30 protein-coding genes are annotated in these 25,373 nt (G+C 63.9%); 17 read left to right on the top strand and 13 right to left on the bottom strand.

The genetic code is table 11. The annotated features are described in order from the left end of the window. The first annotated feature begins 103 nt into the window (after window positions 1-103). Window positions 104-475: a hypothetical protein gene (locus AC1D1B_RS04090; protein ID WP_477329582.1), complete on the top strand. Its 372-nt coding sequence runs from the start codon at window positions 104-106 to the stop codon at window positions 473-475. 232 nt (window positions 476-707) lie between these two features. On the opposite strand, the gene AC1D1B_RS04095 is transcribed toward AC1D1B_RS04090, so the two are convergent. Next, window positions 708-1,028, bottom strand: a complete 321-nt coding sequence (locus tag AC1D1B_RS04095) for a hypothetical protein (protein WP_477330531.1) — start codon at window positions 1,026-1,028, stop codon at window positions 708-710. 165 nt (window positions 1,029-1,193) lie between these two features. On the opposite strand from AC1D1B_RS04095, the gene mbfA reads away from it, so the two are divergent. Next, a complete protein-coding gene (mbfA, locus tag AC1D1B_RS04100) occupies window positions 1,194-2,177 on the top strand; it encodes an iron exporter MbfA (RefSeq protein ID WP_477329584.1) in 984 nt (327 codons plus the stop codon). A 231-nt stretch (window positions 2,178-2,408) separates the two neighbouring features. Here the strand turns inward: mbfA and AC1D1B_RS04105 are convergent, their stop codons facing one another. From AC1D1B_RS04105 to AC1D1B_RS04115, 3 genes are all read right to left on the bottom strand, one after another. After that, window positions 2,409-2,753, bottom strand: coding sequence for an antibiotic biosynthesis monooxygenase family protein (locus tag AC1D1B_RS04105; protein WP_477329586.1), 345 nt, complete (start codon window positions 2,751-2,753; stop codon window positions 2,409-2,411). After that, window positions 2,750-3,106 (bottom strand): NIPSNAP family protein, encoded by a 357-nt coding sequence (locus tag AC1D1B_RS04110; RefSeq protein ID WP_477329588.1) that lies wholly within the window; start codon window positions 3,104-3,106, stop codon window positions 2,750-2,752. Before AC1D1B_RS04110 ends, AC1D1B_RS04105 begins: the two co-directional genes overlap by 4 nt. Window positions 3,107-3,193: 87 nt before the next feature. Further along, on the bottom strand, window positions 3,194-3,397 hold the full coding sequence (locus AC1D1B_RS04115) for a DUF1127 domain-containing protein (protein WP_477329590.1): 204 nt from the start codon (window positions 3,395-3,397) through the stop codon (window positions 3,194-3,196). Window positions 3,398-3,466: 69 nt separating this feature from the next. Here AC1D1B_RS04115 and AC1D1B_RS04120 point away from each other — a divergent pair, with 69 nt between their 5' ends. Then, a complete protein-coding gene (locus AC1D1B_RS04120) occupies window positions 3,467-4,141 on the top strand; it encodes an ArsR/SmtB family transcription factor (RefSeq protein WP_477329592.1) in 675 nt (224 codons plus the stop codon). 209 nt (window positions 4,142-4,350) lie between these two features. On the opposite strand, the gene ligD is transcribed toward AC1D1B_RS04120, so the two are convergent. Both ligD and ku read right to left on the bottom strand, forming a co-directional pair. Next, window positions 4,351-6,849: a DNA ligase D gene (ligD, locus tag AC1D1B_RS04125; RefSeq protein ID WP_477329594.1), complete on the bottom strand. Its 2,499-nt coding sequence runs from the start codon at window positions 6,847-6,849 to the stop codon at window positions 4,351-4,353. Between the two features lie 11 nt (window positions 6,850-6,860). Further along, the gene (gene ku / locus AC1D1B_RS04130; protein ID WP_477329596.1) at window positions 6,861-7,727 is read right to left on the bottom strand and encodes a non-homologous end joining protein Ku; all 867 of its coding nucleotides are present in this window, start codon (window positions 7,725-7,727) and stop codon (window positions 6,861-6,863) included. A gap of 355 nt (window positions 7,728-8,082) precedes the next feature. Here ku and AC1D1B_RS04135 point away from each other — a divergent pair, with 355 nt between their 5' ends. From AC1D1B_RS04135 to AC1D1B_RS04160, 6 genes are all read left to right on the top strand, one after another. Beyond that, entirely contained in the window at window positions 8,083-8,223 is a 141-nt protein-coding gene (locus tag AC1D1B_RS04135) for a hypothetical protein (protein WP_023672040.1), read from the top strand. A gap of 179 nt (window positions 8,224-8,402) precedes the next feature. Next, the gene (locus tag AC1D1B_RS04140; protein ID WP_477329598.1) at window positions 8,403-8,828 is read left to right on the top strand and encodes a thiol-disulfide oxidoreductase DCC family protein; all 426 of its coding nucleotides are present in this window, start codon (window positions 8,403-8,405) and stop codon (window positions 8,826-8,828) included. A gap of 42 nt (window positions 8,829-8,870) precedes the next feature. Beyond that, window positions 8,871-10,607, top strand: a complete 1,737-nt coding sequence (locus AC1D1B_RS04145) for a DUF4166 domain-containing protein (RefSeq protein ID WP_477329599.1) — start codon at window positions 8,871-8,873, stop codon at window positions 10,605-10,607. Between the two features lie 139 nt (window positions 10,608-10,746). Next, window positions 10,747-11,121 (top strand): YciI family protein, encoded by a 375-nt coding sequence (locus AC1D1B_RS04150; protein ID WP_477329601.1) that lies wholly within the window; start codon window positions 10,747-10,749, stop codon window positions 11,119-11,121. Next, window positions 11,118-12,365 (top strand): RNA polymerase sigma factor, encoded by a 1,248-nt coding sequence (locus AC1D1B_RS04155; RefSeq protein WP_477329603.1) that lies wholly within the window; start codon window positions 11,118-11,120, stop codon window positions 12,363-12,365. The genes AC1D1B_RS04150 and AC1D1B_RS04155 overlap by 4 nt, the downstream gene beginning before the upstream one ends. 197 nt (window positions 12,366-12,562) lie before the next feature. Next, on the top strand, window positions 12,563-13,513 hold the full coding sequence (locus tag AC1D1B_RS04160) for an NAD(P)-dependent oxidoreductase (RefSeq protein ID WP_477329605.1): 951 nt from the start codon (window positions 12,563-12,565) through the stop codon (window positions 13,511-13,513). Between the two features lie 204 nt (window positions 13,514-13,717). Here AC1D1B_RS04160 and cysK read toward each other — a convergent pair whose 3' ends face one another. Continuing rightward, a complete protein-coding gene (gene cysK, locus AC1D1B_RS04165; protein WP_181059933.1) occupies window positions 13,718-14,698 on the bottom strand; it encodes a cysteine synthase A in 981 nt (326 codons plus the stop codon). Window positions 14,699-14,884: 186 nt separating this feature from the next. Next, window positions 14,885-15,502: a LysE family translocator gene (locus AC1D1B_RS04170; protein ID WP_477329608.1), complete on the bottom strand. Its 618-nt coding sequence runs from the start codon at window positions 15,500-15,502 to the stop codon at window positions 14,885-14,887. Between the two features lie 222 nt (window positions 15,503-15,724). On the opposite strand from AC1D1B_RS04170, the gene AC1D1B_RS04175 reads away from it, so the two are divergent. Then, on the top strand, window positions 15,725-16,621 hold the full coding sequence (locus AC1D1B_RS04175; RefSeq protein ID WP_477329610.1) for a hypothetical protein: 897 nt from the start codon (window positions 15,725-15,727) through the stop codon (window positions 16,619-16,621). A 24-nt stretch (window positions 16,622-16,645) separates the two neighbouring features. Here AC1D1B_RS04175 and AC1D1B_RS04180 read toward each other — a convergent pair whose 3' ends face one another. From AC1D1B_RS04180 to hrcA, 3 genes are all read right to left on the bottom strand, one after another. Further along, window positions 16,646-17,995, bottom strand: a complete 1,350-nt coding sequence (locus AC1D1B_RS04180) for a PQQ-dependent sugar dehydrogenase (RefSeq protein WP_477329612.1) — start codon at window positions 17,993-17,995, stop codon at window positions 16,646-16,648. Window positions 17,996-18,101: 106 nt separating this feature from the next. Then, entirely contained in the window at window positions 18,102-18,302 is a 201-nt protein-coding gene (locus tag AC1D1B_RS04185) for a hypothetical protein (RefSeq protein ID WP_477329614.1), read from the bottom strand. Between the two features lie 36 nt (window positions 18,303-18,338). Continuing rightward, window positions 18,339-19,424 (bottom strand): heat-inducible transcriptional repressor HrcA, encoded by a 1,086-nt coding sequence (gene hrcA, locus AC1D1B_RS04190; RefSeq protein WP_023681233.1) that lies wholly within the window; start codon window positions 19,422-19,424, stop codon window positions 18,339-18,341. Window positions 19,425-19,615: 191 nt separating this feature from the next. Here hrcA and rph point away from each other — a divergent pair, with 191 nt between their 5' ends. The 5 genes from rph to AC1D1B_RS04215 all read left to right on the top strand — a co-directional run bounded on the left by rph (window position 19,616) and on the right by AC1D1B_RS04215 (window position 23,070). Continuing rightward, window positions 19,616-20,332 carry a ribonuclease PH gene (gene rph / locus AC1D1B_RS04195; protein WP_477329616.1) on the top strand — a complete coding sequence of 239 codons (717 nt, stop codon included), beginning with the start codon at window positions 19,616-19,618 and terminating at the stop codon, window positions 20,330-20,332. A gap of 189 nt (window positions 20,333-20,521) precedes the next feature. Further along, window positions 20,522-20,932: a VOC family protein gene (locus tag AC1D1B_RS04200; protein WP_477329618.1), complete on the top strand. Its 411-nt coding sequence runs from the start codon at window positions 20,522-20,524 to the stop codon at window positions 20,930-20,932. After that, a complete protein-coding gene (rdgB, locus tag AC1D1B_RS04205) occupies window positions 20,932-21,579 on the top strand; it encodes an RdgB/HAM1 family non-canonical purine NTP pyrophosphatase (protein ID WP_477329620.1) in 648 nt (215 codons plus the stop codon). The genes AC1D1B_RS04200 and rdgB overlap by 1 nt, the downstream gene beginning before the upstream one ends. Before the next feature lies 1 nt (window position 21,580). After that, complete coding sequence (hemW, locus tag AC1D1B_RS04210; RefSeq protein WP_477329622.1) at window positions 21,581-22,738, top strand: radical SAM family heme chaperone HemW; 1,158 nt, start codon at window positions 21,581-21,583, stop codon at window positions 22,736-22,738. 8 nt (window positions 22,739-22,746) lie between these two features. Then, entirely contained in the window at window positions 22,747-23,070 is a 324-nt protein-coding gene (locus AC1D1B_RS04215) for a low molecular weight protein tyrosine phosphatase family protein (RefSeq protein ID WP_477329624.1), read from the top strand. 229 nt (window positions 23,071-23,299) lie between these two features. On the opposite strand, the gene AC1D1B_RS04220 is transcribed toward AC1D1B_RS04215, so the two are convergent. Beyond that, window positions 23,300-23,488 carry a hypothetical protein gene (locus AC1D1B_RS04220; RefSeq protein WP_477267196.1) on the bottom strand — a complete coding sequence of 63 codons (189 nt, stop codon included), beginning with the start codon at window positions 23,486-23,488 and terminating at the stop codon, window positions 23,300-23,302. A 7-nt stretch (window positions 23,489-23,495) separates the two neighbouring features. Continuing rightward, on the bottom strand, window positions 23,496-23,729 hold the full coding sequence (locus AC1D1B_RS04225) for a hypothetical protein (protein WP_477329626.1): 234 nt from the start codon (window positions 23,727-23,729) through the stop codon (window positions 23,496-23,498). A 159-nt stretch (window positions 23,730-23,888) separates the two neighbouring features. Between AC1D1B_RS04225 and rsmI the strand changes: the two genes are divergently transcribed. Both rsmI and AC1D1B_RS04235 read left to right on the top strand, forming a co-directional pair. Continuing rightward, window positions 23,889-24,797 carry a 16S rRNA (cytidine(1402)-2'-O)-methyltransferase gene (gene rsmI, locus AC1D1B_RS04230; RefSeq protein ID WP_477329628.1) on the top strand — a complete coding sequence of 303 codons (909 nt, stop codon included), beginning with the start codon at window positions 23,889-23,891 and terminating at the stop codon, window positions 24,795-24,797. After that, on the top strand, window positions 24,790-25,167 hold the full coding sequence (locus tag AC1D1B_RS04235; RefSeq protein ID WP_477329630.1) for a YraN family protein: 378 nt from the start codon (window positions 24,790-24,792) through the stop codon (window positions 25,165-25,167). The genes rsmI and AC1D1B_RS04235 overlap by 8 nt, the downstream gene beginning before the upstream one ends. Window positions 25,168-25,373: the final 206 nt, after the last annotated feature.

Below are 25,373 nucleotides of genomic sequence, written 5' to 3' on the forward strand. Positions count from 1 at the left end.
AATCCCCCCAAATTCAGTCAGGCGTTACCCTTCAATGTCACCCCGCATCATGCCATGCTCGCCCTCTCGGCCGAGGGGGCCGATTCTCAATCCGGGGAACGTCATGTCTTTCACCATCACCCGCCGCATCGTCGTTGCATTCTCGCTTGCCGCGCTGTTCGCGCCATCGGCCTATGCCGCCGACATCACCTTCGCCGTCAAGAACAGTCATCCCAACGCCATGCGCCTCGAGCTCTACAGCCAGGACCGCGACTATGTCTGGCCGGGCAATGACAAGGACTTCTATCTCGACGATGGCGAGACCAAGCAGATCCCGATCTCGTGCAACGAAGGCGAGTCCATCTGCTACGGCGCCTGGGTCGACGGCGACGAAGAGACGTATTGGGGCGTCGGGCCCAACAACAAGGAAAAATGCGAAGACTGCTGCTACACCTGCGAAGGCGGCGAGACCGAGGAAATTGAACTGGTGCCGTAGGTGATGCAGCCAATCTCCCCCCGTGTGGGGGTTGAGGAGTGGTCCGCGCAGCGGACGGAAAGCCAACTGCTTGGCTTTCCGAGCGACGAACGTCCGGCAGAACAGAGGGGCTGTTCCGCCTACATCTCATAACCGCCCGGCCGGGGGCCCGTTGCCTGCGGCAACTCCCCGGCGTTCGAGCCCTTTCATCGTGCCACCGGCACGATGAATTCACCTTCGGCGAACCGGGCTCTCATCCCAGCAGCGCTCTTTGCCGCCTCGACCCACCCGCCTTGCGCCAGGAATTAAACCTGTGCGTGGCGGCGGCGAAGGAGATCTTCATCTGCTGGGCGACCGAATAGCGCGACTTGCCTTCGTCGAACATGCGGTAGCAGCACTCGACGCCCTCCTCGGTGAGCTTGCCGTCAGGGGCCTTGTTGTGCGGATTGGCGGGGTCGAATTTTTCGACCTGCTGTTCGACCAGGCCTTTCAGCCGCTGCAGGTCGGCCTCGATGCTGGCGATGAGATCGAGGACGGGTTTGGGATCGAAGTGGTCGTGCGGCTTTGCCGTCATCTTGCTCATACCTTTCGCTTTGCGTGTTGCCATTCATATAGGCGAACATTCGCTGATAATGAAGAGTGCACCGCAGCCCGGCACTTCAACACTTGTTGACCGGCGATTGACCGGCGAGCCGCCAGCGCCTAGTTTAGAACTATTCTAAACTAGGGTGAATTTATCATGCTTTCCCGCGTCTTCGGTTTCGGCCGCCGTCCCTTCGAAACGCTGTCGGAACAGGAGATCCTGGCGTTGGCAATTTCGTCGGAAGAGGATGACGGGCGCATCTACCGCGCCTATGCCGAGGGGCTGGCGGACACCTTTCCGCAATCGGCGAAAGTGTTCGAGGCGATGGCCGAGGAGGAAGACGGCCATCGCGATTCCCTGATCGAGCTCTACCGCAAGCGTTTCGGCGAGCGCATTCCGCTGCTGCGCCGCGAGCACGTGAAAGGCTATTATGAGCGAAAGCCCGATTGGCTGGTGCGGCCGCTGGGCATCGAGCATGTGCGGAGCCAAGCCGAAGCCATGGAGCAACAGGCCTATCGCTTCTATGTCGAAGCGGCCAAGCGCACCAGCGACGCCTCGACCAGAAAACTGCTCAACGACCTCGCAGCGGCGGAGCAAAGCCATGAGAATTCGGCGCATCGGCTGGAGCAGAAACTTGTGCCGGGCGAGGTGAAGGACGAAGAGGCAAGCGCCGAGCAGCGCCAGTTCATCCTGACCTATGTGCAGCCGGGGCTGGCCGGGTTGATGGACGGCTCGGTGTCGACGCTGGCGCCGATCTTTGCCGCCGCGTTCGCCACGCATGACACCTGGCAGACGCTGCTGGTCGGCCTAGCCGCCTCAATCGGTGCCGGCATCTCGATGGGCTTCACCGAAGTCGCCTCCGACGACGGCAAACTGTCGGGCCGCGGCTCGCCGATCAAGCGCGGGCTCACCGTCGGCATCATGACGACGCTCGGTGGGTTGGGCCACGCGCTGCCCTACATCATCCCGCAGTTCTGGACGGCGACGGCGGTGGCCGCCGTGGTGGTGTTCTTCGAATTGTGGGCGATCGCCTTCGTCCAGAACCGCTACATGCAGACGCCTTTCCTGCGCGCGGCGTTTCAGGTGGTGCTGGGTGGGGCGCTGGTGTTTGCGGCTGGGGTGCTGATCGGGAATGCTTAGGCAACGCAAAGTCGGCGCTGCCCCTCATCTGCCTGCCGGCATCTTCTCCCCGTGAACGGGGAGAAGGGGGCTGGCCGCAACCGCGACGCCCATTCTGCAACGCTGACAATTGGCGAAGCCATCGGCAGCAGCGTCTTTCTCCCCGTCACTATACGGGGAGAAATGTCCGGCAGGACAATGAGGGGCGGCGCGGTGGTCGACGGCTATGAATGCCGCTGAACATCGTCAGCTTCACCCATTCACCGCCCGACTATCCGCCGGCGCCTCATCCCTTTCCGTCAGCCCATAATCGCGCACCACATGTGCGATCCGCAGACGATAGCCGGCAAAGATTCCGCCGCGGCCGGCTTGCTGCGCCTGCCGGTGCTCCTCGGTGTTGCGCCAGGCCTTCACCGCTTCCTCGTCGCGCCAGAAGGACAGCGACAGGACGCGGTTCGGGTCGACCAGGCTCTGAAAACGCTCGATCGAGATGAAGCCGTCTATGCCGTCGAGCAGCGGCCTCAGTTCCGCGGCGATGCCGAGATAAGCATCGCGCTTGCCCGGCGCCGGTTGCACCTCGAAGATGACAGCGATCATGCTTCCTCCTTGACCGCGCTCTGGAACAGCTGTCGCGGTCCATGCGGTCCGGAGACCAGCTTCAGGAAGATACGGTCTTCTTTCAAGATGAACTTTTCGCGGCGGGCAAATTCGTAATTGGCCTTGCCGGCGGGATCCGCCGCAAGCCTGGCGCGGTACGCTTCGTAGGCGGCCAGGCTGTCGATGTTGTAGGCGGCATATGCGGTGGTGGCCGAGCCCTCATGCGGGGCGTAGTAGCCGATCAGATCGGCGCCGCAGCGCGGGATCGCCTGGCCCCAGGCCTTGGCATATTGCTCGAAAGCCGGCTTGCCGAACGGGTCGATCTCATAGCGGATGAAGCAGGTGATGGTCATCGTGATCTCCTTGGGTTTTCTGCGTGGATAGTTCGAGCGGCGTCGAAACGTTGTGCCGCCGGGTCTGCTAAGCAAAAGTGCTGGCGGTCAGGCCTGCCAGAAGGATTTCGCGCATTCGCGCCGCACATCCTCCCGGCTCAGGCCAAGGTCGCGCAGCAAATGGTCGTCGATCTCTGAGAGGTCGAGCCGCTGCAGATGGCGGTCATACCAGCGGGCGAGCAGCCGCCGGTGCAGCCAGGTGACGAACGGGAACGGCTGGCGGCTGGCGAGTGGGGCAGAAGCGGTTGGCATCGGCGTTCTCCTTGATCTCGCCCGACAATAATGATTATCTGACGAGAATGCTTCGATGGAGACCTAACTATGCGTGAAGGACCAGACATTGCCCGCATCGCCAGCCTGGTCGGCGATCCGGCGCGGGCAAACATGCTGAATGCGCTGATGGGCGGCACGGCTTTGACGGCCAGCGAACTGGCGCTGGAGGCCGGCGTGTCACTGCCGACCGCGTCCTCGCATCTGTCCAAATTGATGGAGGGCGGGCTGCTGACCTTGGCCAGCCAGGGCCGGCATCGCTATTACGGCCTCGCCGGGCCGCAAGTGGCCGGCATGATCGAAGCTATCACCGGGGTGGCCGAAGCCGTTGGCCCCAAGCGTGTTCGGCCGGGTCCGCGCGACGGCGCGATGCGCGTGGCGCGCGTCTGCTACGACCATCTCGCCGGCGAGCAGGCGGTGGCGATGCTGGACCGCCTCGTCGCGCGCGACATTCTTTTGCGCGACGAGAAGGAGATCCGGCTCGGCCCGTCGGCCCCATCGCATTTTTCGGCCATCGGCATCGATGTCGACGCCAAGCCACGCCGCCCGGTCTGCCGCGCCTGCCTCGACTGGAGCGTGCGCCGCTCGCACCTCGCCGGCACGCTGGGGGCGGCAATCCTCGACAAGATCCTGGCGGAGAAATGGGCACGGCGCGAGAAGGACAGCCGCGCGGTGGTGTTTTCACCGCCGGGGAAACAGGCTTTTGAGAAGGTGTTTTTGGGTTGAGGGGTTGGCGCTGATTTCGCAATGCCGGCGGGACAGCGCCCCCCTCTGTCCTGCCGGACATCTCCCCCACTTGGGGGGAGATCGGACGTCACTCGGGCTTTCGCCAATCTTCAGGGTTGCAGGAATGAGCGGGGCGCCCAAACCGCCAATCTCCCCCCTCGTGGGGGAGATGGCCGGCAGGCCAGAGGGGGGCGTGAAGGATCGCTACCCTACCCCCGCTTCAGCACCTTCGCCTGCTTGAAGAAATCCACCCACGGATCGGCCTTCGCCAACTCCTTCAGCGTCGTCTTGTCGCCGATTGGAAATGCATTCGGTGCGAGCCCCGCTTCCACCTCGGCCCACGTCACCGGCACCGACACCGTCGCTCCCTTCTTGGCGCGCGAGGAATAGGGCGCGACCGTCGTCGAGCCCCTGCCGTTGCGTAGATAGTCGACGAAGATTCTCCCAGTGCGCGCTTTTTTCGACAGCGTCGCCGTGTAGCGGTCGGGCGCAGCTTGCTCCAGCGCCTTGGCGAAATCATGGGAGAAGGTTTTGACCGCTTCCCAATCCGCCGACGGTTTCAGCGGCACCAGCACGTGGTAGCCCTTGCCGCCCGACGGCTTGACGAAGTTCGGCAGCGACAAATCGTCGAGCTTGCCTCTGATGTCGAGTGCCGCGTCGCGCACCGCCTTGACGTCGACGCCCTCGTCGGGATCGAGATCGAAGATGATCTGGTCCGGCTTTTCCAGCGCGTCGATTTTGCAGCCCCAGATGTGGACCTCGACCACGCCGTACTGGACCAGAGCGGCGAGGCCGTCGAAATCCCGGATGAACAGGATTTCCTCGCCATCGGTCGAATCCTTCATCCGGGCGATCTTGTCGCTCATGCCGGCCGAGGCATGCTTTTGGAAAAAGCGCGGGCCGCCAATGCCGTCCGGCGCCCGCACCAGGCTGAGCGGCCGGTTGACGACGAACTGCTCCATGCGCGGCCAGACCAGCGCGTAGTGCTCAAGCAAAGCCTGCTTCGATATCTTTTCGTCGGGCCACAGCAGCTTTTCGGGATGGGAGAGTTTTACGCTGGTGGTTATCGCCCCAGCTTTGGATCCGGCCTTACTGGCACTGCTTGCCGCCGGCTTGCTTGCCGCCTTCGATGGCTTTTCCTGCACGACTTCCTCCGCCGGCTTGTCCTCGCGCAGTCCCTGGAACGACGCGTGGCGTATTATACGGTCGGAGGTCCAGCTGCGGAACTCCACTTCGCCGACAAGTTCCGGCTCGACCCAGACCAGGCCCTTGCCCTTCGGCACGGCGGCTGAAAACGGCGATGATTTTGCCTTCAACGCATCGAGCTTCTTCTTCAGCTCGGTGGCGCCCTTGGCCGAGAAGCCCGTGCCGACACGGCCGGCATATTGGAGTTTGCCGCCCTCGAAGTAGCCGACCAGCAGCGAGCGCAGGCCGCGGCCGGTCTTCTCCGATGGCAGATAGCCGCCGATGACGAATTCCTGGCGCGACGTGCATTTCGACTTCACCCAGCTCGGACCGCGGCCGCTGCGGTAGGGCGCGTCGGCGCGCTTGGAGACGATACCTTCGAGCCCCATGCGGCAGGCGTGCTGCAGCATGATCTTGCCGGGTTCGGCGAAATGGTCGCTGAACCGAACGGCGGCATTTTCGGCCGTCCCGCCAAGAAGCTCCTGCAGAGCCTGCTTGCGCTCGACCAGCGGCTCGGCGCGCAAATCCTTGCCGTCGAGCCGCATCAGGTCGAAGACGTAGTAGGTAAAGCGGCTGGTGCGATTGGCCGACAGATCCTGCTGCAGCAACGCGAAGGACGAAACGCCGCTGTCGGCCAGCACGACGATCTCGCCATCGATGATGGCGTCGCTGCATTTCAGCTGGGCCAGCTCGGCAACGATCTCAGCACCGAATTTCTCCGTCCAGTCGAGACCGGTGCGGGTCAGCAGCCGCACCTCGGTGCCGGCGATTTGCGCCTGCATGCGGTAGCCATCGAATTTGACTTCGTGCAGCCAATCCTTTCCCGGCGGCGCATCGCGTTCCAGCGTCGCCAGTTGCGGCTCGATGAAATCGAGACGCTTGCCGGCCTTCGCCTTGCTGGAGGCGCTGGGCTTGTTGGAGTGCCAGACTTTCGGCTTCTTGCCGTCAACGGTCTTGCCTTCCGCAACCTGCTCGATGGTCAGGCCCGACTTCACCGATTTCGGCGCGTCCTTCAGAATGTCCTCGCCGGGACGGGCGGCGGCATCGTCGGATTTGATCAGCAGCCAGTTGTCGCGTCTTTCGCCGGCGCGGGGTTTCAGCCGCACCAGATGCCACAGGCCATTCAGCTTGCGGCCTTTGAGCTCGAAGGAGATGTGGCCCTTCTTCATCGCCTTGGCGGGGTCGATCTCGGGCGTCCACGTGCCTTCGTCCCAGACGATGACCGTGCCGCCGCCATATTCGCCCTTGGGAATGGTGCCCTCGAACGACGCATAGTCGATCGGGTGGTCCTCGACATGCACGGCCAGCCGCTTTTCGTGCGGATCGAGGCTCGGGCCGCGCGTCACTGCCCAGCTCCACAAGACGCCGTCATGCTCAAGGCGGAAATCGTAATGCAGCCTGGTCGCATCGTGTTTCTGGATGACGAAGATGCCGCCGGCCTGCTTGCCAGGCGTGACTTTGCCGGCAGGCTCGGCGGTCTTCTTGAAATCGCGCTTGGACTGGTACTGTTCGAGGCTGGCCATGGAGCTGGCCCTCAAGCCGACTTGCGCTTGGGTGCTGCGGCTTTCGCCTTGCCGCTTTTGGCCGCCGGTTTAGCCTTCTTCGCCGAAGTCTTCGCCGCGCCGCCATCCGACAGGCTCTTCTTCAGCGCGTCGAACAGATTGACGACATTGGACGGTTTGGGCGCCGCCTCTGCCTTCGGCGCCTTCTTGCCGGCCTTCTTGGCACGGATCAGTTCGAGCAGCGCATCCTCATATTTGTCCTCGAATTTTGACGGATCGAACTTGGCCTTCTTCTTGTCGATGATGAGCTCGGCCAGATCGGTCATCTCCTGGTCGGTCTTCACCGCTTTGATGTCGCCGAAGACGCTGTCCGGCTGCCGCACCGTGTTGTCGTAGCGCAAGGTGGTCAGCACCATACCCTTGCCGAGCGGCTCGATGACCACGGGCCGTTCTCTGGCGTAGAGCACGATGCGCGCCAGCCCGGCCATCTTCTTGCCGGCCATGGCATCGCGGATGACGGCAAAGGCCTCCTCCGACACCTTGTCGGCCGGCGCGACATAGTAGGGCGTGTCGAGATAGATCTGCTGGATCGAGGCTTTGTCGATGAAGCCGTCCAGCGCCATGGTATGCGAGGACTCGATCTGCACCGCCGCGATCTCGTCTTCCTCGATATGGACGAAGTCGCCGTCGTCGAGTTCGTAGCCCTTGATCTCGTTGCCTTCGTCCAGCGGCTTGCCGGTTTCGGCATCGACATAGATGCGCTTGACCGTGTTGCCGGTCTTGCGGTTCAGCACCCGGAACGAGACTTTTTCGGTGTGGGTGACGACGTTGGTCAGTTCGACGGCGCAGGTGACCAGCGACAGTTTCAGATAGCCCTTCCAGGCGGGGCGAGGTGCCATGGCGAAACTCCTGCGCGATGCGGTTCAACCGAGAACGGGTAAGGCCCGTTCCGGTTCCGGGCGCTGCCAAAGGAGCTTGCCGGCCGTGCGCACGGAAATTTCGCTGGGGCTTTCGAAATTGAAACAGAACCGCGCCCAAGCGACATCCAGACGAAACATATGTGATGCAAAAGTCACAATGCCGGAAATGGCGACGAACCACACCGAAAGACCCCGACAAAGCCGCATTCCGGCCACGAAGCATGGGGTTTTCGACCAAAGATTAACATCGTGTTCACCGACTATTCACGCCTCGACGCTATGATCCCCGCAATCGGACGGGACATCCGAAAATCGGGACAGGGACTTAAGTAAAATGAAATTCTGGGGCCACATCGCCGGCTACGCCGCCGCCATCCGCGAGTTCATCGCGCCGACCTATCGGCCGGAGCGCTATTACATGCGCGGCCCGGGCCCGGCCTGCGCCCGTCGTGGCAGCTCGCTCGGCGCGCACTGATCATGACGTTCGAAACGCGTCACGACAGCCGGATCTGCAGACCGGGCGCTGACCACCGCGCAACCACTTATCGCGCCGAGCGCCCCGCGCTGGCCGCGAGAAGCCGTGCGACAACGCCGCGGCTTTGATCCCGTAGCCGGCAGGCTTAGTGTCGCCTGACATGAGCTGCCGGATGTCCCGTGACTTCTTCTCCTGAACCCTTCGATGCCAGCCTGCCTTTGATCGTTTTCGATGGCGTCTGTGTGCTGTGCTCGGGCTTCGTGCGAACCGTGGTCAGGCTCGACCGCAAAAACCGCTTCCGCTTTGCCACTGCGCAGTCGCCCTCCGGCGAGGCGCTGTTCCACAAATACGGACTGCGCACTGACAGTTACGAGACCAATCTGGTCCTCATCGGCGGCGCTCCTTTCATGCGGCTGGACAGTTTCATTGCCGTGATGGCCGAACTCGGCTGGCCATGGCGGGCGGCGAAAGCCCTGCTGCTTTTGCCGCGCCCTTTGCGCGACTGGCTCTACGAACGCATCGCCAAAAACCGCTACGCCATCTTCGGCCGCAAGGACAGTTGCGAGATTCCGTCCGCGACGATGCGTGCGCGGATGATCGGCTAACCCCATGTCGCCCAAATGTGACCTCGGTTTTGGGGAAACGACATGCAGGGAGGCAACCGCGCCATGAAGCTTCTGGTTGTCGGCGGCTATGGCATTTTCGGCGGCCGCATCGTCCAATTGCTGGAGAGCGAGCCGCGCCTGACGCTGATCGTCGCCGGGCGTTCGCTGGCCCGGGCCGAAGCCTGGTGCAAAACCCGCACCGGCGCGGCGGCGGAGCTGGTGCCGGCTGCGTTCGATCGCGACGGCAACCTCGCGGCACAGCTCTGCGCACTCAAGCCCGATTGCGTCGTCGATGCCAGCGGCCCGTTCCAAGCCTATGGCGCGGGTCGCTACCGGCTGATCGAGGCCTGCATTGCGCAAGGCGTCAATTATCTCGACCTCGCCGATGGGTCGGACTTTGTCGCCGGCGTCGGTGATTTCGATACGGCGGCCAAGCAGGCGAGCCTATTCGTGCTGTCGGGCGTGTCGAGTTTCCCGGTACTGACCGCGGCGGTCGTGCGTCGTCTCTCCGCCGGCATGGCACGGGTCGACACGATCCGCGGCGGCATCGCGCCGTCGCCCTATGCCGGCGTCGGCGAGAACGTCATCCGCGCCATTGCCGGCTACGCCGGCCAGCCGGTCGAACTGAAGCGCGACGGCGTCAAGGTGCAGGGCCATCCGCTGACCGAGCAGATGCGCTACACCATCGCGCCGCCGGGCAAGGTGCCGCTGAAGAGCACGCTGTTTTCGCTGGTCGACGTGCCGGATTTGCGCGCGCTGGCGGAACTGTGGCCGCAAGCCAAAACCATCTGGATGGGCGCCGGGCCGGTTCCCGAAATCCTGCACCGCGCCCTGATCGGCCTTGCCTGGCTGGTGCGAATAGGACTGGGGCGGTCGCTGTTACCGCTGGCGCCGCTGATGCACTGGGCGTCGAACCGGCTGCGCTGGGGCGAACATCGCGGCGGCATGTTCGTCGCGGTGGAAGGGACCGGCAAGGCCGGCGAACCGGTCAAACGCTCCTGGCATCTGCTGGCCGAAGGCGATGACGGGCCGCTGATCCCGGCCATGGCGGTCGAGGCGCTGGTGCGCAAGACGCTGGACGGACAGGCGCCGGCTCCAGGCGCGCGGGCGGCGGTGCGCGACCTCGAACTGAGCGACTACGAGGCGCTATTTGCCAGTAAGGCGATCTATGCCGGCTTCAGGGACGACACCTCCGACGTCGAAAGGCCGCTTTATCCTGAAGTGGTCGGCGACGCCTGGCAGGACCTGCCCGAAGAAATCCGCGCCATGCATGAGCGCGCGGGAACGGCTGAGGGACGCGGCAGCGTTGAACGTGGCGCCGGTATTCTAGGCCGGCTATCCGGCTGGCTGGTCGGATTTCCTCCCGCCAGTGCCGACGTACCGGTCCATGTCCGCTTCGATACCGGCAAGGATGGTGAGACCTGGACGCGAACGTTCGGCGCGCGCACTTTCGCCAGCGACCAGTTCACCGGCCGAGGCCGGTCGCAGCGGTTGCTGTGCGAGCGCTTCGGCCCACTGAGCTTCGCCATGGCGCTGGTGGCGTCGCAGGAAAGATTGTCGCTGGTGCTGCGCCGCTGGAGCTTTCTCGGCGTCCCGTTGCCGATGTGGCTCTGCCCGCGCTCGGCATCCTATGAGCGCGTCGAGGACGGGCGCTTCCGCTTCCATGTCGAGATTTCGCACCCGCTCACCGGGCTGATCGTGCGTTATCGCGGCTGGCTCGTGCCAGCCGACTCGCAAGGCTCCAGACAACCCCAGGAGTCTGTCGCGCTGGGCAATTAACGCCATCGGCAAGCCAGCGTCCTTGCGCAATACGCCGCCAGGGACGAAGATTTTTCCAGCGCCTGTCGAAATCGGGCGAGGCCGCGCGACATACGTTCGGCCCGCAACGATGCGGCCCAGAAAAACACGGGAGATGACCATGCAGTACCTGCTTCTCATTTATGGAAACGAAGCCGTAATGGCCGCCGCACCGAAGGAGGCGGCCATCCAGATGAGCGCCGCCTATGGCGCCTATACCGAAGCGATGAAGAAGGCCGGCGTGTTCTTGGCCGGGGAGCGGTTGAAGCCGACGAAGATAGCGACCACCGTGCGGGTGGCCGGCGGCAAGACCAATGTGATTGACGGCCCCTATGCCGACACCAAGGAGCAGCTCGGTGGCTACTATTTGATCGAGGCGCCTGACATGGACTCGGCGATCTCGTGGGCGGCGCGCTGTCCCGGTGCCGGCACCGGCACGATGGAAGTGCGGCCGATCTGGCCGATGGCAGAATACATGCCAGCATACACTGCGTGACAGCCGGTAGACCAGACACTGCACGGGCGGCGGCGGAAGCTGCTGCTCGGCAGAGCTACGGCAAGCTGGTTGCCTATCTCGCCGCGCGCACGCGCGACGTGGCTGGCGCCGAAGACGCGCTGGCCGATGCCTTTGCCGCAGCCCTTGAACGCTGGCCGCAAACCGGCGTGCCCGAAAAGCCGGAAGCCTGGTTGCTGGCGGTGGCGCGGCGGCGCAGCGTCGACGCGGTCAGACGCCGGCTCACCAGCGAGGCGGGCCGCGACCACCTCAAGCTGATCGCCGAGGAGATGGAGGCGCGCATGACCGATGAAGACCTGCCTGACGAGCGGCTGCGGCTGATGTTTGCCTGCGCCCATCCGGCGATCGAGGCCGGCGTGCGGGCACCGCTGATCCTGCAAACCGTTCTGGGCTTCGACGCGGCAACGATCGCTTCTGCCTTCCTGGTGTCGCCGGCGACGATGAGCCAGCGCCTGGTGCGCGCTAAGTCGCGCATCCGCGAAACCGGCATCCCCTTCCGGGTGCCGGAACGGGCCGAACTCGGCGAGCGGCTGGACACGGTGCTGGAGGCGATCTACGCCGCCTTTGCCGAAGGCTGGTCGGACCCCGCCGGCACCGAGACGCGAGGGCGTAACCTGGCCACCGAAGGCATCTGGCTCGGCCGGCTGGTCGCCTCGCTGATGCCCGACGAACCGGAGGCGCTGGGGCTGCTGGCGCTGATGCTGTTTGCCGAAGCGCGGCGCGCGGCGCGGCGCAACGCCGCCGGGGACTATGTGCCGCTGGCCGAGCAGGATCTTGCGCTGTGGGATGATGCCCTGATCGACGAAGCAGAGGCCCTGCTCAGGCACGCCGCCTGCAAAGGCGTCATCGGCCGCTACCAGCTCGAGGCGGCCGTGCAATCAGCCCACACGACACGGCGGCTGACCGGCCGGACCGACTGGGTGGCGATCCGGGAGCTTTACGATGCATTGTCGGTGATTGCCGGTTCGCCCGTGGTGGCGATCAACCGCGCGGTGGCGATTGCCGAGGCCGAAGGTGCTGCGGCGGGCTTGGCGGCGCTTTACGTGCTGGGTGACGACAAGCGGCTTGACGACTACCAGCCCTATTGGGCGGCCCGCGCCGGTCTGCTGGCCAGGCTCGGCAACATACCGCAGGCCAGCGAGGCCTATGACCGGGCGATCGGCCTCGAGCGCGACCCGGCTGTGCGCCGCTTCCTGCAAGGAAAGCGCGCGGCGCTGAAGAATTGAGCGGCGGGAGGCGGCGCTTCGCTGTCGGCAATCCGTTCAGGCCGAGTGCGGCCTCCGCAACGAAGCCGCCACCCGGACACGTATAAACGCCATTCTGCCGGGGTCCGGTCTTGCAACTGGTACCAGTTTGCGCAAACCTCAGCATCAACAGAGCGGTCATCCGATGGATGCCTGATACCTGAATCTGGGAGGGCGAAGTGACCGGTGAGCCCATTACCGTTCTGATGGTCAATGAGTATCCTGACTACATTGATGCACGAGTATGGGCTGCTGAGCTGAAAACCCGTGTGCCGCAGCTGGAGTTCAGGCTTTGGCCAGACGCCGGGAACAAAAGTGACATAGATATTGTGCTGATCGACAAGGGCGCCAGTCCTGGCTTTTTTGACGCCATGGCGGGGCTAAGCGCCGTCGTCTATTTGGGGGCCGGTGTCGAAGGTATTGATCTTCAGAGCTTTCCCAAGGGTGTTCCGCTCATCAGGCTCGCAACGCGTGAGCAGGCTTCGGAAGTGGTGCAGTACATCGTCCTTCGCGTTCTCTGCCAGCAACGGCATGTTGCGGACTACATGAGTCTGCAAGCCCGCAAGTCCTGGACTCCTCTCGCGCCGCGGAAGATTTCCGAGACAAAGATTGTTGTGCTGGGTGCGGGCCGGATCGGTGGTTGGGCCGCAAAGCTGTTTGCGGACCTGGGTTACGACACGGCAGTCTGGTCTCGCCATCAAAAGACGCTTCCAAGCATACACAGTTACTTTGGTGGTGCCCAGCTTGCGGACGCACTCACAAGTCGGGACTACGTTATCTGTTCACTTCCCCTGACTGGTGACACTCGTGGGATACTGAACTCCAGTGCCTTTGGAAAAATGAAGCGAGGTGCCTACCTTGTGAATGTCGGCAGGGGCGCGCATGTCAACGAAGCCGACCTGATCCGCGCTCTCGACGAAGGCCAGCTTTCTGGTGCTTGTCTTGACGTGTTTGAGGGTGAACCGCTGGAGGCTTCGTCGCCGTTGTGGACTCATCCCAAGGTGACCATCACACCTCATGTCGCGAGCTTCTGGGTGGATTCTGGGATCGACCAAGCCGCCGATCTCTGCGGTCAAGTCGCAAGAGGAGAGCCTCTGTCCAACAAGATCGACCTCGAACGGGGTTATTGAATCGAACTAGGCTCCGATCTTCATGAAGCGCGGACATCAGCGCGTGCTTCCCCCGGCTAATGCATCGGGTCCGAATCTCTCGAGCCTCTGGCCGCCGAAGGTCGACGTCCCTCCACCTTCGGCAGCGTTAACGCACCGGAAGCAGCGGGCTCGCTCAAGCAGGCCACCGCCGCCACGGACGCTTTTTCAGCAGTTCAGCCGGAACTAGGCGCCAAGTCCGTCGAACAGGATGGTCGAGAGATAGCGTTCGGCGAAGGACGGGATGATCACCACCAGGTTCTTGCCCTTGTTCTCCGGCCGCGAGCCGACGACGATGGCCGCCTGCAGGGCGGCGCCCGACGAGATGCCGACCGGCACGCCTTCGAGGCGGGCGACGAGGCGGGCATTGGCGACCGAATCCTCGTTGGAGACCTTGACGATCTCGTCATAGATCGAGGTGTCGAGGATCTTTGGCGCGAAACCGGCGCCGATGCCCTGGATCTTGTGCGGGCCGGGCTGGCCGCCCGACAGCACCGGCGAGGCCTCCGGCTCGACGGCGACGACATGCACCGAAGGCTTGCGCTGCTTCAGCACCTGCCCGACGCCGGTTATGGTGCCGCCGGTACCGATGCCGGCGACGAAGATGTCGACGCCGCCATCGGTGTCGTTCCAGATCTCCTCGGCCGTGGTGCGGCGGTGGATCTCCGGATTGGCCGGGTTTTCGAACTGCTGCGGAATGACGGCGTCAGGCAAGGTGGCGGCCAGTTCGTCGGCCTTGGCGATGGCGCCCTTCATGCCTTTGGGACCTTCGGTCAGCACCAGTTCGGCGCCGAGCAGCGCCAGCATCTTGCGGCGCTCCACCGACATGGTCTCGGGCATGGTCAGGATCAGCTTGTAGCCCTTGGCGGCGGCGGCGAAGGCGAGCGCGATGCCGGTATTGCCGGAGGTCGGCTCGATCAGCGTCGTCTTGCCGGGCTTGATGCGGCCCGACGCTTCCAGCGCCTCTATCATCGAAACGCCGATGCGGTCCTTGACCGAAGCGATCGGGTTGAAGAATTCGAGCTTGGCCATCAGGTTGGCAACGACGCCTTTCTCCTTGGCGAATTTGTCGAGCCGCACCAGCGGCGTGTCGCCGATCGTCTCGGTGATCGAATTGTAGACGCGGCCGCGGCCGGGTACGCGCGGCGAAGAGACGGGCTTGTTCATTGGTTTCGCTCCCAAGTCAGGCAATTGGTCAGGCAATTGGCATCGGCGGACAGAATAGGGCTTTCGACCGCGCAAGATAGGCTGCCAGCCGAAAATATCGAGTGGGGCGCTTGCTGAAAACGGTTCTGTCCCGGAAACGCATTTCCCGGATTGCCCGATTGGCGGAATGGATTGGCTGAAACCGATCTATTGGCGAGCGGCAATCGCCGCCGCTGCCCCAACCATGAAGCCGGCGGCGGTGCGGTTCAGCGCCTTCAGCGCGCGTGGCGATTTCAGGAACCAGCGCGCCTTGGCGGCCAGCGCCAGATAGGGCACCAGCACCACAAACAGCACGATGACGGTGAGCGCGACCAGGATGCCGTAGTCGGCGAGCGTGATGGTCTTCAGGTCGACGATGGTCGGTGTGATGGCGAGGTAGAAGATCATCGTCTTCGGGTTGCCCAGCGTGACGGTGAGGCCGGCAAGGAAGCTCGATGCCAGACCACCCTTGCCTTTCCGGGCCTCGACAGTCTCGGGCGTGATGCCGGCGGTCCAGAAACGCCAGCCGAGGAAGGCGAGATAGGCGACGCCCAGCCATTTGATGGCGAGGAAGACCATGCCGAAGGTCTGCGCGACAAAGGCAAGGCCGAGCACCACGGCGGTGAGATAAATGAGGTCGCCGAGCATCAGGCCGAACGACATCGCCAGCGATGAGCGGAAGCCGGAGCCCAGCGCCCGCGCGACAAGCGCGGTGACGCCGGGGCCGGGAATGGCGGCGGCGATGCCAAGGGCGGCGCTGTAAGCGAGAAAGCCGGTGAGTGTCATGACGGTTGCACCCCGTGAACGGCCCCTGATGCCATGAAAGCCGCCGGGGGCAAAACGGATTCGATTGCGCCAGCAGTGTCCGACGGTCGTCGGGGCACGGCCGAAAACGAGAGATGGTTCACTTACGCAGCGGCGAAGAGCGGCTATCCCCCAGCCGCCCCACCGCACGTTGCAATCCCTCATGGCTGCGCGCTTGCGCGGCTACACCGGCAGGAACCAACCATGCTAGCGAAACGACTTCACATCCAGCTCATGCAATGGATGCCCAACAACTGTTCCGAAGCGCGCGGTCACGTCCACGAGCTGGAATGGTATCTGTGGTTCGAGGGGCGGCAGGCTTTCAGCCTGTTCGACAAGGGCGCCAGCGATATTGTCCCGGCGCCCGGGTACTTTACCGACAGCCGGAACCCCGGTGCCCATCCCATTCGTCCGATGATCTATCCGCTGGTCGTCAACAACCGCTTCAAGGTGCGGCTGGTCGCGTTGGAGCGCGATTCCCCGGACCCTGACGACACTGCCAAGGGCGAATTCTACATCGACCTCGACACCAAATATCCGCCGGTTTCCGACTGGCGCATCATTGCTGCCGATCCGCGCAATACCGACCTCAACGTGGAAGCGTCGTTCCAGCTGCAATGGCTGGACTATGTCGACACCAACGATATCCCCGACGACGGCCCGCCACGCATCATCGACAAGTCCAATTATCCCTATCCGTGGGGCGCCAATGTGATGGTGTTCGAGCACTGGCTCGGGCTTGGCCGCAAGGCGCCGCTCAAACTCATCGACCCGAACCGCGCATCGCGCCGCGAGTACTGGATGATCAACGGCAATGCGGCCCGGCGCATGGTGCAGGACGTCTATCGCTTCAACGTCAACCAGCTGGGCGTCGCCAACGACACGATCAGCAGTGTTTACGTGCCGAAGCTCAATGCCGGCCACGTCACGGTGACGCTTTACGAACACGATTTCAGCGACAGCCGCTTCGCGCAAGGGGCGAAGAAGTCCTTCGGCTCGGTTGGCCTCTTCAATCTCAGAGACACCGGTTTCGATGACCGCGTCTCATCGGCCGAGGTGATCCATACCTATCCCAAGGTGATACATCGAGACGTGCCTTAGAGCCGAATTGCGCTGTTCGCCGGCTCAGGACGGCCCGTCGACATGGGTGATCCGCCAGATGGTGCCGTTGGCGTCCTCGGTGAGGATCAGCGCGCCGTCTTTGGCCACCGCAACACCCACCGGCCGGCCCCAGACGGCATCGTCGGAGAGAACGAAGCCGGTGGCGAAATCCTGGTATTCACCGGTCGGCTTGCCGTCGCTGAATCTCAACCTCACCACCTTGTAGCCGGTGCGTACACCGCGATTCCAGGAGCCGTGCAGGGCGACGAAGGCATCGCCCTTGTACTCGGCGGGGAAATTGCCGCCGTCGTAGAAGGCGATGTTGAGCGGCGCCGAATGCGCCTGCATCAGCACGTCCGGCACGGTGACCGAGTCGGCGAGGTCAGGCCGCGCGCCCTTGTGGCGCGGGTCTTCGTTGGCGCCGATATAGTACCAGGGCCAGCCGTAGAAGGCGCCGTCCTTGACAGAGGTGGCATATTCGAACGGCACATTGTCACCCAGCCCATCGCGCTCGTTGACGACGCACCAGAGCGCGCCGGTTGCCGGCTGCACGGTCATGCCCGAACAATTGCGCAGGCCGGTGGCGACGATACGGCCGTTCTTGCCAGCGGGGTCGAAAGCCAGCACGTCGGCACGGCCGTCCTCCTCACCCCAGGCAGCGCCTGAAGGCATGGACTTGGCCCACGCGTCGAGGCCGCCATCCGGCTCCTTCTCCATGCCCTCGGCGACATTCGATCCGGAACCGACCGAGAGATACAGCGTCTTGCCATCGGGCGAGAAGGCGATGTCGCGGGTCCAATGGCCACCCGAGGGGATGTTGGAGACGACCGTCTCCGGTTTGCCGGAGACTTTCAGGTCGCCGTCGCGATAGGCGAAGCGGACGACGCTGTCATTGTTGGCGACATAGACCCATTGCGGCTTGTCGCCCGGCGGGTAGAAGGCGATGCCATAGGGCTGGTTGAGATCGCCGGCGAAAATGCTGTCCTCGGCGGGCTTCGCGCTGTCCTTTGCGAGTCGATAGGCGCGGATTTGGTTGGCATCGCTGTCGGCGACGAACAAATCGCCATTCGGCGCCACGCGCACGACGCGCGGATTGGCGATGCCGGAAGCGATCATTTCGGCCGAGAAGCCGGGCGGCAGGATAGGCTTGGCGCCTTCGGGCCGGTCGCCGAGGCCGGCACCGTTGGAGGCGGATTCGGTGAGATAGGGCTTTTGCAGATCATCCGGCTTGATCAGCCGGCGCACGCCCGGTTTGTCGGCCTTCCAATCGCCGAAAGCGTCCTTGCCGGTCAGAAGCGGTTGATCGGCCTGCTGGGCGAAGGCACTGGTGGCCAGAAGCAGGGCAAGGCCCGCCAAGCCGGCAATCCGGATCATGCTGTTCTCCTCGAATTCACGCCGGTCGGCGCGTCATGCCTCAAGGAGATATTGTGCGTGTGCCGCAAAAGAGAAGCGTGCAGGCACAGATTCAAGGCAGAACCGCTCAACCTTCCTCTTCGACGTCCAGGTCGTCATCGAGACGCTTTTCCAGCTTCACGAGATCGTCCGGCAGCGGCAGGCCCATGGCGCGCATTTCGCGCAGTTTTTCGCGCAGCTGCTCCTGGATTTCGTGCTCGTCCTCGGGCTGGTTGACCATTTCCTCGAGCAACATACTGATCTGGGCCTTGAACGATTCAAGCGCCATTCTGCGCCCTCCTTTGCGGTGATCCCGGCTTTGGACTTATCTCAACATCCGGGTGATCAATTGAGCAGTGTAGTCGACCATGGGCACGATGCGGGCATAATTCAGCCTGGTCGGGCCGATGACGCCGAGCGCGCCGACGACGCGGGCGTCCTTGTCGCGGTAGGGCGCCACCACCAGCGACGAGCCGGACAGCGAAAACAGCTTGTTTTCCGAGCCGATGAAAATACGCACGCCGGGGCCGTCCTCGGCGAGGTCGAGCAGCTGGATCAGCCCGTCCTGCGTCTCCAGATCCTCGAACAGATGCCGCAGCAACTCGATGTCGGCCTGGGCGGTGACGTTTTCCAAGAGATTGGCGCGGCCGCGCACGATAAGGCGCGCCGGCAGGCCGCTGTCGGCGCCCGCCCACACCGCCAGACCCTTCTCGACCAGGTCCTGCGACAGCGTGTCGAGGGCTGCCCTGGTCTCGTCCTTGATGCGGGCGATCTCGATGCGCGCCTCGGCGAGCGTCCGACCCCTGATATGGGCGTTGAGGAAGTTGGAGGCTTCGTGCAGCTGCGAGACGGTGATGCCGGCCGGCAGGTCGACGACGCGGTTTTCGACATCGCCGTTCTGCGACACCATCACGGCCAGCGCCTTGGTCGGCTCGAGCTGGATGAACTCGATGTGCTTCAGCGCCACCTCGTTCTTGGTGGCAAGCACTAGGCCGGCGCCGCGCGACATGCCCGACAGCATCTGGCTGGCCTCGGTCAGCATGTGTTCCAGCGTCGCGCCCGAGCCGGAGGCGCGCACCTGCGCCTCGATGACGCGACGTTCCTCGTCGGAGAGATCTCCGAGTTCCATGAAGGCGTCGACGAAGAAGCGCAGGCCGGTCTGCGTCGGCAGGCGCCCCGCCGAGATGTGCGGGGCATAGATCAGGCCGAGATGTTCGAGGTCGCTCATCACATTGCGGATGGTGGCCGGCGACAGTGACGAGGGCAGGATGCGCGACAGGCTGCGCGATCCGACAGGCTCGCCGTCCTTCAGATAGGACTCGACGATGCGCCGAAAGATGTCGCGCGAGCGCATGTCGAGCGACTGCAGCGCGGGCGCCAGCAGACTGGGTTCGGTGACTGCCTTGGTCATTCGAGCCAAAAACCTCCGGCTAAAGGATATAGACTTCCCTTGCCGGCGCGCAACCCGGTGTCGCTCTTACGATCGCCCGTACCGCACTTGCGGTCACGGCGCAACGGTTGCGGCCATTTTCCTTTGCGCCATGGCCTGCATGCGTCTACAAGCCGCCGACGCAACCGCAAAAAGAACAGAAAGAGGCCTCGATGCGCCCCTCCAAACGCCAAGTCGACGAAATGCGCGCCATCTCCTTCGAGCGCGGCGTGTCCAAACACGCCGAGGGGTCGTGCCTGGTGAAATTCGGCGACACGCATGTCCTGTGCACGGCGAGCCTGGAGGAAAAGGTGCCGGGCTGGATGCGCAATTCCGGCAAGGGCTGGGTGACGGCCGAATACGGCATGCTGCCGCGCTCGACCGGGGAGCGCATGCGCCGCGAAGCCTCGGCCGGCAAGCAAGGCGGCCGCACGCTGGAGATCCAGCGGCTGATCGGCCGTTCGTTGCGCGCCGTTGTCGATTTGCAGGCGCTGGGCGAACAGCAGATCACGGTCGACTGCGATGTCATCCAGGCCGATGGCGGCACCCGCACGGCCTCGATCACCGGCGGCTGGGTGGCGCTCTACGACTGCCTGCGCTGGATGGAAGCACGGCAGATGGCCAGCGTTGCCAAGGTGCTGAAAGACCATGTCGCGGCGATTTCCTGCGGCATCCATGACGGCCAGCCGGTCATCGACCTCGACTATATCGAGGATTCGTCGGCCGGCACCGACGCCAATTTCGTCATGACCGGCAAGGGCGGTATCGTCGAGATCCAGGGCACCGCCGAGGGCGAGCCGTTTTCGGAAGGGCAGTTCGCGGAGTTGATGGGCCTGGCCAAGAAGGGCATCCAGCGGCTGGTGAGTTTGCAGCAGATGGCTGTGGCCTGATTGAATTACTTCGATGACGTTGGCGATCCTTCACACCCCCCTCTGGCCTGCCGGCCATCTCCCCCGCAAGGGGGGAGATCAGAGGTCGCTACCGTTTTCGCCAACCATCAACGTTGAGACGCTGCCAGCGAAACTGCCAATCTCCCCCCTTGCGGGGGAGATGCCCGGCAGGGCAGAGGGGGGTGCCTGATGCAACCCTCTGCTATTCTTGAGTCAGCGCTCTACGTCACAGACCTCCCGACCGCCGAAGCCTTCTACCGGGACGTCCTCGGCCTCGACCTCCTCGGCAAGGTCGACGGCCGCCATCTCTTCTTCCGCTGCGGGGATGGCGTGCTGCTGATCTTCAACGCCGAGGCGACCAAAGTGCCGCCGGCGCCGGATGCGCGGTTGAAAGTGCCACCGCATGGCACGGTCGGCGAGGGCCATCTCTGCTTTGCCGCAAGCGCGGACGAACTCGCGCGCTGGAAAGCGCAGCTTGAGGCGAAAAACATCGCCATCGAAAGCGAATTCGAATGGCCGCAGGGCGGGCGTTCGATCTACATACGCGACCCCTCGGGCAATTCGATCGAATTCGCCGAGCCACGAATCTGGGGCCTTTGATGCATTCTCTCGACGGAAAGAAGATCGTCGTTGCCAGCCACAATGCGGGCAAGCTACGCGAATTCGCCGATTTGATGGGTCCGTTCGGCTTCGAGGCGAAGTCGGCCAAGGACTACGGCCTGCCGGAACCGGACGAGACCGGCACCACTTTCGAGGAAAACGCCTACATCAAGGCCTTGGCCGCGGCTGAAGCCACCGGCCTGCCGGCGCTGTCGGACGATTCCGGCCTGTGCGTCGACGCGCTTGACGGCGCGCCCGGCGTCTACACCGCCAACTGGGCCGAAACTCCGGAAGGCACTCGCGATTTCGGCATGGCCATGCAGCGCACCGAAGTGGCCCTGCAGGAGGTCGGCGCCGCCGAACCTCAGCAGCGCAAGGGCCGTTTCGTCGCCGTCATCTGCCTCGCCTTCCCCGATGGCGAGGCCGAGTATTATCGCGGCGAGGCCGAGGGAATGCTGGTCTGGCCGCCGCGCGGCGAGCTCGGCTTCGGCTACGACCCGGTGTTTTTGCCCGACGGTTTCGACAAGACTTTTGGCGAGATGAGTGCCGAGGAAAAGCACGGCTGGAAGCCCGGCCAGCCGACGGCGCTGTCGCACCGCGCCCGCGCCTTCCAGAAATTCGCCCGCGCACGGCTTGGTTCGGCCTGAGATGCCGCTGGACCGCAGCCCGGGCTTCGGCGTCTATATCCATTGGCCGTTCTGCGCGGCCAAATGCCCGTATTGCGACTTCAACAGCCATGTCCGCCACCAGCCGGTCGACCAGGAGCGCTTTGCCCGCGCCTTCGAGACCGAACTCGCGACAATGCGCGAGCGCACCGGGCCACGCGAAGTGACCAGCATCTTTCTCGGCGGCGGCACGCCGTCGCTGATGCAGCCGCAAACGGTGGCGGCGGTGCTCGACGCCGTGGCAAAGAACTGGACGGTGCCCGATGGCATCGAAGTGACGCTGGAAGCCAACCCATCCTCGGTCGAGGCCGAACGTTTTCGAGGCTACCGCGCCGCCGGCGTCAACCGCGTATCGCTCGGTGTGCAGGCGCTGAACGACAAGGATTTGCGCTTCCTCGGCCGGCTGCACAATGTCGACGAAGCGCTGCATGCGATTGGCCTAGCGCGCGAGATTTTTCCGCGCCTTTCCTTCGACCTGATCTACGCCCGTCCCGGCCAGACGCTGGACGCATGGCAGGCGGAGCTCGAACAGGCGATCGGCCATGCCGCCGACCATCTGTCGCTCTACCAACTGACAATCGAGGAAGGCACGCCGTTCTATCAGCTGCACGCGGCGCACAAATTCACCATTCCCGACAATGACCAGGCGGCCGATCTCTATGCGCTGACGCAGGAGGTCACGGCGGCGCATGGTCTGCCGGCTTACGAAATTTCCAATCACGCCAGGCCGGGCGCCGAGAGCCGGCACAATCTGACCTACTGGCGCTATGGCGAATATGTCGGCGTCGGCCCCGGCGCGCATGGCCGCTTCATCGAGAACGGCCACCGCACGGTCACCATCGCCGAGCGGATGCCGGAGACATGGGCCAATCTGGTCGAAGCCAAGGGCCATGGCGTCACCGGCGGCGAGGTTTTGACGCGCTCGGAAGAGGCCGACGAGTTTCTGCTGATGGGGCTGAGGCTGGCCGAGGGCATCGACCTCTCCCGCTACGAGGCGTTTTCCGGACGCGGCCTGTCGAGCGCCCGGCTGACCGTGCTGCAAGATGAGGGGCTGGTGGCGCCGATCGGCAATGCAAGGCTGCGCGCCACGCCGGCCGGCATGATCGTGCTCGATGCCGTGGTCGCCGACCTGGCGAGATAAGCTCAACGATGAAGAACGTGCTCTTCGTCTGCAGCCAGAATCGCTTGCGCAGCCCGACCGCCGAACAGGTGTTTTCAAAACGCTGGGATATCGAAGTCACGTCGGCCGGCACCAACCACGATGCCGATACGCCGCTGACGCATGAGCTGGTGGCCTGGGCCGACATCATCTTCGTCATGGAAAAGGCGCACCGCACCAAGCTGCAGCAGAAATTCAAGACGAGCCTGAAGAAGGCCCGTGTCATCTGCCTCGACATCCCGGATAATTATGAATTCATGGACCTGGAGCTGATTAGCCTTCTAAAGGCGCGCGTTTCGCGGTATCTCGGTTGAATAAGTGCGGGGCGTTTGCACCCGCGCCTTCGTCATCCTCGGGCTTGACCCGAGGATCCATGCCGCGAGCTTAAGGCGTTGCAACGGTTCAGAATTCTGGGCCGCCGCATCCTTCGGCAGAAGTCACGGCATGGATCCTATGGTCTGCGCCGCGTCGCTACGCTCCTTGCTTCGCCATAGGATGACGAAGTAACAATCGTCTCGACCCGACCGCAGAAGGTCTGCGAGATCAAGCGTCGTGCTTGAAGCGGCGCTTGCCGCGGTCTTTCTCGGCATGCGCCTCTCCGGTCCGGGCCGGCTTGGCATCGGCCTTGTCGCGGCGGACGCTGTGCTGGTCGTTCATCGGATTTGGCGGAGCGCCTTCGCGGGCGCTTTTGGTTTCAAGACGGGTGATGAAGATATCGAAGCGGTTGGGCATCGTCCGGTCAGTGCTCCGTCGTGCTTTCGGTGTCGATCTCGATTTCGGTGCGGGCCTCGGCGAGCACACGGCGCAGAAGCCGCTTTCCAGCTTCCCTGCGGATAGCCTCGTCCCGGGCTTCAGCGGATTGGCTTTTGTCGCGCGGCGCGGCAAAGCGCTTGCGGCCGGCATAATAGGGCTCGAAAACGTCCTGCAGTTTCAGGCTTTCCATCCTGTCCTCCTCCTCAAGAGACTCAGGCATTCAATCCGCCGGCCACGGTTTCGTTCCCTACTATGGCAAAGACATGGCGGCCAGATTACATCCGCGTGAGATTTGGGGACGTGAGGTTCGGGCCCGGACGCCAGGCGTTTTGCAACCGCGCCTGCGCCGTGCCAAACAGGGCTGAATGGAGATGCAGCGGTGACCGGCGAAAAACGCAGCTATGTGATCGGCCAGACCGAGATGCCGGCACGGCCGCTCGAGGCGGCGCTGTATCTGGTGGCGACGCCGATCGGCAATCTCTCCGACATCACGCTGCGCGCGCTGGAAACGCTGGCCGCAGCCGACATCGTCGCCTGCGAGGACACCCGCGTCTCGCGCGTACTGCTCGACCGCTACGGCATCCGCCGCCGCACCACCGCCTATCACGAACACAATGCCGGCGAGGCCGGACCGAAGCTGATCGCAGCGCTCGAGGCCGGGCAGAGTGTGGCGCTGATTTCCGACGCCGGCACGCCGCTGATTTCCGATCCCGGCTACCGGCTGGTCGGCGAGGCGCTGGAGCGCGGCCTGCGTGTCGTGCCCATCCCCGGACCATCGGCGCCGCTGGCGGCGCTGACGGCGTCGGGCCTGCCGTCCGATGCTTTCCTGTTCGCCGGGTTCCTGCCGGTGAAATCAGGGCAGCGGCTGACCAAGCTGGAGACGTTCAGGGCGGTTCCGGCGACGCTGATCTTCTTCGAATCGCCGCGTCGAATGGCCGAGACATTGGTCGCCATGGTCGAGGCGCTGGGTGGTGAGCGCAAGGCGGCGATCGGCCGTGAGTTGACCAAGACATTTGAGGAAATGCGCACCGGCACGCTGCAGGCGCTGGCTGATCACTATGCGGCGGCCGACACGCCGAAGGGCGAAATTGTCATTTGCGTCGGTCCCACTGAGGCCAAAGCCGACCAACCCGCCGACATCGACCGGCTGTTGCTGTCGCTGGCCGCTGAAATGCCGGCCTCGAAGGCAGCGGCGGAAGCGGCGAAGATGACCGGCGGGCAGAAACAGGCGCTGTACCGGCGACTGCTCGAACTCAGGGATGCCGTTGGAGAAGGCGAAGGTGGCTGAGCGCCCAAGCGCCAGCCGCCAAAAGGCCTATCGGCGCGGCCATCGCGGCGAATGGCTGGCGGCAGCGGCGCTGATGCTGAAGGGCTACCGCATTCTCGCCCGCCGTCATCGCACGCGTTTCGGCGAAATCGACCTGATCGCCAGGCGCGGTGACCTGGTGCTGTTCGTCGAGGTCAAGGCGCGGCGCACGCTGATGGAAGCGATGGAGGCGATCGGCCATGAATCGGAGCGCCGCATCGAGGGCGCCGCCGACCTCTGGCTGTCGCGGCAGCCGGATTATGGAAAGCTGTCGATGCGTTTCGACATGGTGGCGGTGCTGCCCTGGCGCTGGCCGGTGCATGTCGAGAATGCGTTTTATGGGCGGAGTTGAGGGATATCGCTGAGCGATCCCGGTGAGACGTTAGCGGGACAGCGCCCCCCTCTGGCCTGCCGGCCATCTTCCCCCACTTGGGGGGAGATCAGCCGTCGTGTCGGCTTTCGCCAATCACCGCCTTTGCAGGCACCGCCAGCGGGGCTGCTAATCTCCCCCCAAGTGGGGGAGATGTCCGGCAGGACAGAGGGGGGCGCGAAGGAACT

Source organism: Mesorhizobium sp. P2_C5_2 (genome assembly GCF_056404535.1).

What these genes read in the sequence shown, in the direction of transcription:
- AC1D1B_RS04150 (WP_477329601.1), top strand. Translation starts at nt 10,747, where the DNA reads ATGCAGTACCTGCTTCTCATTTATGGAAACGAAGCCGTAATGGCCGCC.
- AC1D1B_RS04090 (WP_477329582.1), top strand. Translation starts at nt 104, where the DNA reads ATGTCTTTCACCATCACCCGCCGCATCGTCGTTGCATTCTCGCTTGCC.
- AC1D1B_RS04220 (WP_477267196.1), bottom strand. Translation starts at nt 23,488, where the DNA reads ATGCCCAACCGCTTCGATATCTTCATCACCCGTCTTGAAACCAAAAGC.
- hrcA (WP_023681233.1), bottom strand. Translation starts at nt 19,424, where the DNA reads ATGACCAAGGCAGTCACCGAACCCAGTCTGCTGGCGCCCGCGCTGCAG.
- AC1D1B_RS04105 (WP_477329586.1), bottom strand. Translation starts at nt 2,753, where the DNA reads ATGATCGCTGTCATCTTCGAGGTGCAACCGGCGCCGGGCAAGCGCGAT.
- AC1D1B_RS04175 (WP_477329610.1), top strand. Translation starts at nt 15,725, where the DNA reads ATGCTAGCGAAACGACTTCACATCCAGCTCATGCAATGGATGCCCAAC.
- AC1D1B_RS04145 (WP_477329599.1), top strand. Translation starts at nt 8,871, where the DNA reads ATGCAGGGAGGCAACCGCGCCATGAAGCTTCTGGTTGTCGGCGGCTAT.
- AC1D1B_RS04120 (WP_477329592.1), top strand. Translation starts at nt 3,467, where the DNA reads ATGCGTGAAGGACCAGACATTGCCCGCATCGCCAGCCTGGTCGGCGAT.
- ku (WP_477329596.1), bottom strand. Translation starts at nt 7,727, where the DNA reads ATGGCACCTCGCCCCGCCTGGAAGGGCTATCTGAAACTGTCGCTGGTC.
- AC1D1B_RS04115 (WP_477329590.1), bottom strand. Translation starts at nt 3,397, where the DNA reads ATGCCAACCGCTTCTGCCCCACTCGCCAGCCGCCAGCCGTTCCCGTTC.
- AC1D1B_RS04135 (WP_023672040.1), top strand. Translation starts at nt 8,083, where the DNA reads ATGAAATTCTGGGGCCACATCGCCGGCTACGCCGCCGCCATCCGCGAG.
- hemW (WP_477329622.1), top strand. Translation starts at nt 21,581, where the DNA reads ATGCCGCTGGACCGCAGCCCGGGCTTCGGCGTCTATATCCATTGGCCG.
- AC1D1B_RS04180 (WP_477329612.1), bottom strand. Translation starts at nt 17,995, where the DNA reads ATGATCCGGATTGCCGGCTTGGCGGGCCTTGCCCTGCTTCTGGCCACC.
- ligD (WP_477329594.1), bottom strand. Translation starts at nt 6,849, where the DNA reads ATGGCCAGCCTCGAACAGTACCAGTCCAAGCGCGATTTCAAGAAGACC.
- AC1D1B_RS04200 (WP_477329618.1), top strand. Translation starts at nt 20,522, where the DNA reads ATGCAACCCTCTGCTATTCTTGAGTCAGCGCTCTACGTCACAGACCTC.
- AC1D1B_RS04215 (WP_477329624.1), top strand. Translation starts at nt 22,747, where the DNA reads ATGAAGAACGTGCTCTTCGTCTGCAGCCAGAATCGCTTGCGCAGCCCG.
- AC1D1B_RS04185 (WP_477329614.1), bottom strand. Translation starts at nt 18,302, where the DNA reads ATGGCGCTTGAATCGTTCAAGGCCCAGATCAGTATGTTGCTCGAGGAA.
- AC1D1B_RS04225 (WP_477329626.1), bottom strand. Translation starts at nt 23,729, where the DNA reads ATGCCTGAGTCTCTTGAGGAGGAGGACAGGATGGAAAGCCTGAAACTG.
- cysK (WP_181059933.1), bottom strand. Translation starts at nt 14,698, where the DNA reads ATGAACAAGCCCGTCTCTTCGCCGCGCGTACCCGGCCGCGGCCGCGTC.
- rdgB (WP_477329620.1), top strand. Translation starts at nt 20,932, where the DNA reads ATGCATTCTCTCGACGGAAAGAAGATCGTCGTTGCCAGCCACAATGCG.
- AC1D1B_RS04110 (WP_477329588.1), bottom strand. Translation starts at nt 3,106, where the DNA reads ATGACCATCACCTGCTTCATCCGCTATGAGATCGACCCGTTCGGCAAG.
- AC1D1B_RS04170 (WP_477329608.1), bottom strand. Translation starts at nt 15,502, where the DNA reads ATGACACTCACCGGCTTTCTCGCTTACAGCGCCGCCCTTGGCATCGCC.
- mbfA (WP_477329584.1), top strand. Translation starts at nt 1,194, where the DNA reads ATGCTTTCCCGCGTCTTCGGTTTCGGCCGCCGTCCCTTCGAAACGCTG.
- AC1D1B_RS04095 (WP_477330531.1), bottom strand. Translation starts at nt 1,028, where the DNA reads ATGACGGCAAAGCCGCACGACCACTTCGATCCCAAACCCGTCCTCGAT.
- rph (WP_477329616.1), top strand. Translation starts at nt 19,616, where the DNA reads ATGCGCCCCTCCAAACGCCAAGTCGACGAAATGCGCGCCATCTCCTTC.